Origin of the sequence: Streptomyces sp. NPDC002044 (genome assembly GCF_040296725.1) — a bacterium.
GTDB lineage: Bacteria > Actinomycetota > Actinomycetes > Streptomycetales > Streptomycetaceae > Streptomyces > Streptomyces antarcticus.
Map to the genome: position 1 here is coordinate 1 of NZ_JBEOXU010000205.1, position 8,566 is coordinate 8,566.

Sequence of the window (8,566 nt, forward strand, 5' to 3'; positions counted from 1 at the left end):
AGCCCGAACCGCCGCTCCAGCGGGCCCGAGGTCACCTCGACCAGCTGCATCCGCCCGTACGGGGCGCGCGGCCGTGGACTCCTCGGCGGTCAGCGTGCGGTCGGCGGCGCGGAAGCGCAGTGCGTACGCCAGGGACTTCTTGCCCCCGCCGACCTGGTCACCGGTGAAGACGTCGAACAGCCGCAGCGACTCCAGGAGTTCGCCCGCACCCTCGTGCAGCGCGTCCTCCACGGCGGACGCCGGGACCGACGCGTCGACGATCAGCGCGACGTCCTGGGTCGCCACCGGGAAGGTGGAGATCCGGGGCGCCTGGAGGGACTCGGCGCCGGCCGCCGCGAGGCGGTCCAGGTCGAGCTCCATGGCACTGGTACGGGCCGGCAGGCCCAGCGCCTTGACCACGCGCGGGTGCAGCTCGCCCGCGTGGCCGATCACCTGCTCGTCACCGTCGACGGTGACGACCAGCTCGGCGCAGCGGCCCGGGTGCCAGGGACCGTACTGGCCCTGGCGGACGACGAGTTCCGCGCCGGCCAGGGCGGCCAGCGCGCGGGCGGCCTGGACGGCGTCCGCCCAGTCGGCCGGGCGGCCCTTGCCCCACCAGCCGGCCTGCTCGCGCGCACCGGCGAGCACGACCGCGGCGTACCGCGGCTGCGCGGGCAGGGCCGCGTCCAGGGTGGCGATCTCCTCGTCCGTGGGACGCCGGTCGACGGGCAGCCGTACGGCGACACCCGGCCGCTCGGCGGCCAGGAAGACCGAACCGGTCTCGAAGAGCGCGAGGTCGTGACTGCCCCGGCTGTCGTTGCGGCGCAGCGCGCCGAGCAGACCCGGCAGCAGCGTGGTGCGCAGCGCCGGCTCCTCGTCGGAGATCGGGTTGACGAGCTTGACGACCCGGCGGGCGGCGTCGTCCGCGGGCAGCCGGAGCTGGTCGAAGACCTGCACCCCCACGAACGGGTAGTTCAGCGCCTCGACGTAGCCTGCGCCGGCCAGCGCGCGGCCGGCCCGGCGGTGCAGCTGCTGGCGTGCCGTGAGGCCGCGGCCGGAGGGAACCTGCGGGAGGGTGGACGGGAGGTTCCCGTAGCCCTCCAGCCGGATGACCTCTTCGGCGAGGTCGTTGGGCTCGGCGAGGTCGGGCCGCCACGAGGGCACGGTGACGACCAGCTCGTCCTGGCCGTAGACGTCGCAGCCGACCTCCTGGAGGCGGCGCACGACGGTCTCGCGGCCGTAGTCCATGCCGGCGACCCGGTCCGGGTGGTCCGCGCTCATCGCGATGGAACGCGGGGCGCCCGGGGCGAGGTACTCGGTGACGCCGGCCTCGGCGGTGCCGCCCGCGAGCAGCACGAGCAGGTCGACGGTCCGCTGCGCGGCAGCGGCGGCGGCCTTCGGGTCGACGCCCCGCTCGAAGCGCTTGGACGCCTCCGAGGAGAGCTTCAGGCGGCGGGCGGTGCGCGAGATCGACACGGAGTCGAAGTGCGCGGCCTCGATGACGACGTCCGTCGTCCCCTCGGCCTGTCCGGTCGCGCCGGAGGGATCGAAAGGCGTGGTGACGGAGTCGGCGATCTCGGTGTTGGCGCCGCCCATGACCCCGGCGAGGCCGATCGGCCCGCGGGCGTCCGTGATCACCAGGTCCTCGGAGTCGAGCGTGCGCTCGACCCCGTCGAGGGTGGTGAACTTCTCGCCCCGCTCCGCGCGGCGGACGCCGATCGTGCCGTCGATCCGCGAGCGGTCGTAGGCGTGCAGCGGCTGGCCGAGCTCCAGCATCACGTAGTTGGTGATGTCGACGGCGAGCGAGATCGGGCGCATGCCCGCCTTCTGGAGGCGGCGGGTCAGCCAGATCGGGGAGCGCGCCTCGGGGTCGAGGCCGGTGACCGTACGCGCGGTGAAGCGGTCGCAGCCGGCCGGGTCGTCGACCTTGACCGGGTAGCCGTACGCGTTCGGCGCGGGCACGTCGAGCAGCGCCGGGTCGCGCAGCGGCAGACCGTACGCGGTCGCCGCCTCGCGGGCGACACCGCGCAGGGACATGCAGTAGCCGCGGTCCGGGGTGATGTCGATGTCGAGGACCTCGTCGACGAGCTCCAGCAGCTCGATCGCGTCGGTGCCGACCTCGTGCTCGGGCGGCAGCACGATGATGCCGTGCGTGCCGTCGTCGCCCATGCCCAGCTCGTCGCCGGAGCAGATCATGCCGTGCGAGGTGCGGCCGTACGTCTTGCGCGAGGCGATCGCGAAGTCGCCGGGCAGGACCGCGCCCGGCAGGACCACGACGACCTTGTCGCCGACGGCGAAGTTCCGGGCGCCGCAGACGATCTCCTGCGGCTCGCCGGTGCCGTTGGCGGTGCCGACGTCGACCGTGCAGAAGCGGATCGGCTTGCGGAAGCCCTCGAGCTCCTCGATGGTCAGCACGCGGCCGACGACGAGCGGGCCCTTGAGCCCGCCGCCGAGCTGCTCGACGGTCTCGACCTCGAGGCCGGCGTCGACCAGCTTGGCGGCCACGTCGCGGCCGGTCTCACCCGCGGGGAGGTCGACGTACTCCCGCAGCCAGGAAAGCGGGACGCGCATCAGATCTCACTCCCGAACGGCCGGGTGAAGCGAACGTCACCCTCGACCATGTCTCGCATGTCTTCTACGTTGTGACGGAACATCAGCATCCGCTCGATGCCGAACCCGAAGGCGAACCCGCTGTACTTCTCGGGGTCCACGCCGCAGGCGGTGAGCACCTTGGGGTTGACCATGCCGCAGCCGCCGAGCTCGATCCAGCCCTCGCTGGAGCAGGTGCGGCAGGGGCGGTCGGGGTTGCCCACCGACGCGCCGCGGCACACGTAGCACTGCATGTCCATCTCGGCGGACGGCTCGGTGAAGGGGAAGAAGTGCGGGCGCAGGCGCGTGGTCGTGCCCTCGCCGAACAGCTCCTGGACCATGTGGTCCATGGTGCCCTTGAGGTCGGCCATGGTCAGGCCCTCGTCCACGGCGAGCAGCTCGACCTGGTGGAAGACCGGGGTGTGCGTCGCGTCGAGCTCGTCGGTGCGGTACACCCGCCCCGGACACACGATGTAGACGGGGGGCTCGCGCTCCAGCAGCGAGCGCGCCTGCACCGGGGAGGTGTGGGTGCGCAGCACGACGCCGGACTCGTCGCCCGCGGTGCCCTCGGGCCCCTGGACGAAGAAGGTGTCCTGCATCTGGCGCGCGGGGTGGTCGGGCGTGAAGTTGAGGGCGTCGAAGTTGAACCACTCCGCCTCGACCTCGGGTCCTTCCGCGACCTCGTACCCCATGGCCGTGAAGATGTCCGCGATGCGGTCCATCAGCGTGGTCAGGGGATGCCGGGCGCCGGCGGGCACGCGGTCGTAGGGCAGCGTGACGTCCACCGCCTCCTCGACGAGCACCCGCTCGTCGCGCTCCGCCTCCAGCTCGGCCGTGCGGGACCCGAGGGCCTTGTTCACGGCGCCGCGGGCCTGGCCCACGCGCTTGCCCGCCTCGGCCTTGGCCTGGGGGGGCAGGGCGCCGATCTCGCGGTTGGCGAGCGCCAGGGGCGAGCGGTCGCCCATGTGCGCGGTCTTCGCCTCCCGCAGCGCGTCGAGGTCGCCGGCGGAGGCGAAGGCGGCGAGCGCCTCGTCCCGCATGCGCTCGATCTCTTCCGGTTTCAGTGCCTCGACCTCGACAGGGTCGTACGACTTGTTCGGTGCCGACATCTCTTCCCGTACTTCCGATGGCTGGCTGGTGGTCCCCGACGACTTGATCGACCTGATCGACACAAGGACACAAAGGTGCCAAAGGTCGAGTCTAAAGGTCGCCGGGGGTGAAGGAGCCCGTGGGCCGCCTGGCGAGACGCTCCGCAGTGCTACTGCGTGAGGTAGGCCGGGGCGCTCACGGGCAGAATAAACCGGAACTCGGCTCCGCCGCCGGGGCCGCGGCCGACCGCGATGGTGCCGCCGTGGGCCTCCACGATGCCCTTGACGATGTACAGGCCCAGGCCGGTGCCGCCGCGCTTGCTCCCCCGCCAGAAGCGGGTGAAGACGCGGCCCATCGACTCCTCCGGGATCCCGGAGCCCTCGTCGGTCACGGTGACGGCGGTTCCCTTCTCGTGCGGCGTCACCTCGATGGTGACCGTTCCCTCACCGTGGCGCACCGCATTTTCGAGGAGGTTGCCGAGGATCTGGTCGATCTTGTCCGGGTCCGCCCACAGGTCGGGCAGCGGACGGCAGACGCTGACGAGGAACCGCTCGGGAGTCTGGCCGTTCGCGGTCAGCGCCTGGACGTGGCGGGCGACCGCGGTGCCGATGTCGACCGGCTGGCGGCGCACCTCCAGGCGGCCGGAGTCGATGCGGGAGATGTCGAGGAGCTCGGCGATGAGCCGGGTGACGCGGTTGGCGTCGGCGTCGACGGTCTCCAGCATCAGCCGCTTCTGGTCGTCGGTGAACCGCTCCCACTTGGCCAGCAGGGTCGCCGTGAAGCCCTTGACGGAGGTCAGCGGGGAACGCAGCTCGTGCGCGACGGTGGCGATCAGCTCGGCGTGGCTGCGCTCGGTGCGGCGGCGGGCCTCGGTACCGCGCAGGGTGACGACGAGGCGGCGCAACGGGCCGGTGGGGTGGGTGCGCACGTAGCGGGCGGAGACGAGCACCTCGCGGCCGCCGGGCAGCAGCAGGTTGCGCTCGGGCTGGCCCCGCCGGGTGGCCAGCCCGCCGTACGGGTCGGTCAGCGCCCACCAGCGGCGGCCCTCCAGGTCCTCCAGGGGCAGCGCGCTGTCGATACGGGTGCCCAGCGCCCGCGCGGGGTCGGTGGCGGTCATCCGGGCCGCGGCCAGGTTGAAGCAGATGACGCGTCCGGAGCCGTCGGCGACGACGAGCCCGTCGGGCAGGTCATCGGGGTCGATGCCGCCGCCCAGCCGCTCGCCGGCGGCGTCGCCCGGCCCCGGCCCTACGGGGATCCCCGGCCCGGGGGCCCCGGACTCGGCCACGGCCCCGGCGTCGGACGCCGGCTTCGGCTGCGGCGCGCCCGGTACGGGGGTACGGGTCGCCGCGCGGCTCTGCCGTGCTCCGGCGCGCGGCCCGTCGGCTCCGTCCTCGGGGGCGTGGCGGGCGGGGCCCGCCTGGGGCGGGACTCCGGCCAGGGCGCCGCGGACGTCCGGGAGACGCTCGGCGGCGGGGCCGGTGGTCCGGCCGGCCTGCGGCGAGCTGTTCGTACCGACGGTCATGTCCCCGTACCCCACATCTCCGAGTAGCGCAGTGGGCCCCCGGGCCGCCACATTACTAGCTGGGGGTCACGGAGCGGCACCCTCCGGGCGCCCGCTGTGCACGCGCGGAGGCGTAGAGGCACACGGCGGCGGCCGTCGCGAGGTTCAGGCTCTCCGCCCTGCCGTGGATCGGGACCCGCACCACGGCGTCGGCCAGCGCCCGGGTCTCCTCCGGCAGGCCCCAGGCCTCGTTGCCGAAGACCCAGGCCGAGGGGGTGCCCATGGTGCCCGCGTCGAGCTCGGCGTCGAGGTCGTCCTCGCCGGCCCCGTCGGCCGCGAGGATCCGTACGCCCGCCGCCCGGAGCCCCTCGACGGCCTGCTCCACCGGGACGCCGACGGCGACCGGCAGGTGGAAGAGGGAACCGACGGAGGCCCGTACGGACTTGGGGTTGTACAGGTCGACCGACGCGTCGGTCAGCACCACCGCGTCCGCTCCGGCGGCGTCCGCGCAGCGCAGGACGGTACCGGCGTTGCCGGGGTCGCGGACGTGCGCGAGGACGGCGACGAGCTTGGGCCGGGCCGCCAGGATCTCCTCGAAGGGGGAGTCCAGGAAGTGGCAGACGCCCACGAGGCCCTGCGGGGTGACGGTCTGGGAGACCTCGGCGAGGACCTCGTCGCCCGCGTAGTGCACCCGGGCACCGGCGGCCAGGGCCGCGTCGATGATGTCCGCGTAGCGCCCGGCGGCCTCGACGGTCGCGAACAGCTCGATCAGGGTGGTCCCGCCCGCGGCCCCGCGGTGCTCGACGGCCTCGCGGACGGCCTGCGGACCCTCGGCGATGAACCGGCGCTCCTTGGTGCGGAAGTTGCGCCGCGCCAGTCGCCTGGCGGCGGCCACCCGCGGGGATCGGGGGGAGATCAGCTCGGCGGGGGTGCCCATGGTGTCTGCGGTTCTCTCTCGGGTCCTGGTGCGGAGGGGGAAAGCACACGGACCCGCAGGCGAATGCCTGCGGGTCCGTGGGGGCCGGCCCCGTGACTGCCGGGCCGGCTGGCCCTTAGGCAGCGGCCTTGGGGGCGTTGACGTCGGCCGGAAGCGCCTTCTGCGCGACCTCGACGAGCGCGGCGAACGCGTTGGCGTCGTTGACGGCCAGCTCCGCGAGGATCTTGCGGTCCACCTCGATGTTGGCGGCCTTCAGACCCTGGATGAGGCGGTTGTACGTCATGCCGTTCTGGCGGGCAGCGGCGTTGATGCGCTGGATCCACAGCTGACGGAAGTCGCCCTTGCGCTTCTTGCGGTCGTTGAAGTTGTAGACCAGCGAGTGGGTGACCTGCTCCTTGGCCTTGCGGTACAGGCGCGAACGCTGACCGCGGTAGCCGGAGGCCGCCTCGAGGATCGCCCGGCGCTTCTTGTGGGCGTTTACTGCCCGCTTGACGCGTGCCACTTTTTAACTCCTTGTAGCGGGGCCGTGGTTGTCTTCACACGACCCGAATTCGATGGGGTCCCGGTCTTGACGTCCCGCTCCCGGAAGGGGAGCGGAGGCCGTCACTTGCCGAGAAGCTTCTTGATCTTCGCGGCGTCGCCGGGGGCCATCTCCGCGGTGCCGGACAGGCGGCGGGTGACACGGGACGACTTGTGCTCGAGCAGGTGGCGCTTGCCGGCGCGCTCACGGAGCACCTTGCCGGAGCCGGTGATCTTGAAGCGCTTCTTGGAACCGCTGTGCGTCTTGTTCTTCGGCATAGCGCCGTTATCTCCTCGTCGGTGGCGCTCCCACCGGTCCGCTGCGGACCGGCTCCGGGAGCGTCATGTCGTGTTGGTGATCCGAGACGGGCTGCCCCGGAATCAGGCCTGGGCGTTCGCCTCGTCGGCGGGCGCCTCTTCGGCGGCCGTCTCGTCGGTGGCGGCCTCGGTGGCCTCGGTGACCTCGGTCTCCTGCTCCTCGGGCGCGGCGTCCTCGGAAGGAGCCTCGTCGTCGGTGTAGGAAACGCCGTCCTCGGTGTAAGCGACGCCCTGACGCTCGGCCTTGCGGGCGGCCTGCGCCTCGCGGGCCTCGGCCATGGCCTCGGTCTTCTTCTTGTGCGGACCGAGAACCATGATCATGTTTCGGCCGTCCTGCTTCGGGTTCGACTCGATGAACCCGAGGTCTTCGACGTCCGTGGCGAGACGCTGCAGCAGCCGGTAGCCGAGTTCCGGCCTGGACTGCTCGCGACCACGGAACATGATCGTGATCTTGACCTTGTCGCCCTGCTTGAGGAACCGGACGACGTGACCCTTCTTGGTGTCATAGTCGTGCGGGTCGATCTTCGGCCGGAGCTTCATTTCCTTGATGACCGTGTGCGCCTGGTTCTTGCGCGCCTCACGGGCCTTCATGGCCGACTCGTACTTGAACTTGCCGTAGTCCATGAGCTTGCAGACCGGCGGGCGTGCGGACGCCGCGACCTCGACCAGGTCGAGGTCGTACTCCTGCGCGAGCTCGAGCGCCTTCGCAAGCGGCACGATGCCGACCTGCTCGCCGCTGGGCCCGACAAGCCGTACCTCGGGAACGCGAATCCGGTCGTTGATGCGGGGCTCGGTGCTGATGGATCCTCCTCGGTAGCACCACACGGCTGCCTGGCAGACAGCCGCTGACGTGTATTTCCGTCAGACCTACCGCGGCGGGGAGAATGAAAAAAGCCCCGCCGGGCACAGGCAGGGGCTCCAGAACAACCGGAGCACCGCCGCGTGCGAACCGCGGGGCGCAACATCGGGCGGCTTTCCATCGTCCGTACGGAACGATGGATACCGCCTGACCGGATGACCCGACACCCCGGAGGGCGGTCAGGTGGGAGAAAGGAGCCTCCACTTGTGGGCCGGGCACAGCAGTGTCCGGCCGGTCGAAGTACATACTAGCACCCGCGTGGCAAGCCCGCCGCACGGCATATCGTGGGCCACATGACTGACGCGACCCCCTCCACCGACCCCGCTGCCGACGGCTCCCCCGACTACGACGCCATGACCCGCGACATCGCGGACGTCCCCGCGGTCGAGGTGATCACCACGGTGGCCGTGCACCTGCTGAGCGCCGCGGCGGTCAATCTGGGTCTGGACAAGCCGGACTCCGAGCACAAGGACCTCGACGAGGCCCGCAAGCTGATCACGGCCCTGGCCGGACTGGTCACGGCGAGCGCCACCGAGATCAGCTCCTTCCACGCGGCCCCGCTGCGGGACGGCCTGAAGTCCCTCCAGCTGGCCTTCCGCGAGGCCTCGGTCGTCCCGGACGAGCCGGGCCAGGGGCCGGGCGAGAAGTTCACCGGCCCGGTCTTCGGCTGAGCCCGCACCCCCTCCGTACGGCGACGGCCGGCGCGGGAGGGCGAGGCGGTCACCGCCCGGATTGAACGGTGGATTGATTGACCCGGTGGTCACTCCTCGTAGCG

At 72.0% G+C, this 8,566-nt stretch carries 8 protein-coding genes; 1 reads left to right on the forward strand and 7 read right to left on the reverse strand.

Features of this window, described 5'->3' with window-relative positions; all coding sequences use genetic code 11:
• The 7 genes from pheT to infC all read right to left on the reverse strand — a co-directional run.
• Window positions 1-2,550: phenylalanine--tRNA ligase subunit beta (pheT, locus tag ABT106_RS29465; RefSeq protein ID WP_351283401.1), on the reverse strand; the 2,550-nt coding region annotated here is incomplete at its 3' end.
• Window positions 2,550-3,677 carry a phenylalanine--tRNA ligase subunit alpha gene (gene pheS / locus ABT106_RS29470; RefSeq protein ID WP_351283404.1) on the reverse strand — a complete coding sequence of 376 codons (1,128 nt, stop codon included), beginning with the start codon at window positions 3,675-3,677 and terminating at the stop codon, window positions 2,550-2,552. The genes pheT and pheS, both read right to left, overlap by 1 nt.
• Before the next feature lie 149 nt (window positions 3,678-3,826).
• The gene (locus ABT106_RS29475) at window positions 3,827-5,179 is read right to left on the reverse strand and encodes a sensor histidine kinase (RefSeq protein ID WP_351283407.1); all 1,353 of its coding nucleotides are present in this window, start codon (window positions 5,177-5,179) and stop codon (window positions 3,827-3,829) included.
• A gap of 55 nt (window positions 5,180-5,234) precedes the next feature.
• The gene (locus ABT106_RS29480) at window positions 5,235-6,095 is read right to left on the reverse strand and encodes a TrmH family RNA methyltransferase (protein ID WP_351283410.1); all 861 of its coding nucleotides are present in this window, start codon (window positions 6,093-6,095) and stop codon (window positions 5,235-5,237) included.
• Window positions 6,096-6,210: 115 nt separating this feature from the next.
• Entirely contained in the window at window positions 6,211-6,597 is a 387-nt protein-coding gene (gene rplT / locus ABT106_RS29485; protein WP_007263143.1) for a 50S ribosomal protein L20, read from the reverse strand.
• Window positions 6,598-6,698: 101 nt separating this feature from the next.
• A complete protein-coding gene (gene rpmI, locus ABT106_RS29490; RefSeq protein ID WP_351283413.1) occupies window positions 6,699-6,893 on the reverse strand; it encodes a 50S ribosomal protein L35 in 195 nt (64 codons plus the stop codon).
• Window positions 6,894-6,995: 102 nt separating this feature from the next.
• Window positions 6,996-7,757, reverse strand: a complete 762-nt coding sequence (infC, locus tag ABT106_RS29495) for a translation initiation factor IF-3 (RefSeq protein ID WP_351283416.1) — start codon at window positions 7,755-7,757, stop codon at window positions 6,996-6,998.
• Window positions 7,758-8,084: 327 nt separating this feature from the next.
• On the opposite strand from infC, the gene ABT106_RS29500 reads away from it, so the two are divergent.
• Window positions 8,085-8,462: a DUF1844 domain-containing protein gene (locus ABT106_RS29500; protein ID WP_351283419.1), complete on the forward strand. Its 378-nt coding sequence runs from the start codon at window positions 8,085-8,087 to the stop codon at window positions 8,460-8,462.
• The last annotated feature ends 104 nt before the right edge of the window (window positions 8,463-8,566 follow it).

Coding starts and splice junctions, on each gene's coding strand:
- pheS (WP_351283404.1), bottom strand. CDS start 3,677: ATGTCGGCACCGAACAAGTCGTACGACCCTGTCGAGGTCGAGGCACTG.
- ABT106_RS29475 (WP_351283407.1), bottom strand. CDS start 5,179: ATGACCGTCGGTACGAACAGCTCGCCGCAGGCCGGCCGGACCACCGGC.
- ABT106_RS29480 (WP_351283410.1), bottom strand. CDS start 6,095: ATGGGCACCCCCGCCGAGCTGATCTCCCCCCGATCCCCGCGGGTGGCC.
- rpmI (WP_351283413.1), bottom strand. CDS start 6,893: ATGCCGAAGAACAAGACGCACAGCGGTTCCAAGAAGCGCTTCAAGATC.
- ABT106_RS29500 (WP_351283419.1), top strand. CDS start 8,085: ATGACTGACGCGACCCCCTCCACCGACCCCGCTGCCGACGGCTCCCCC.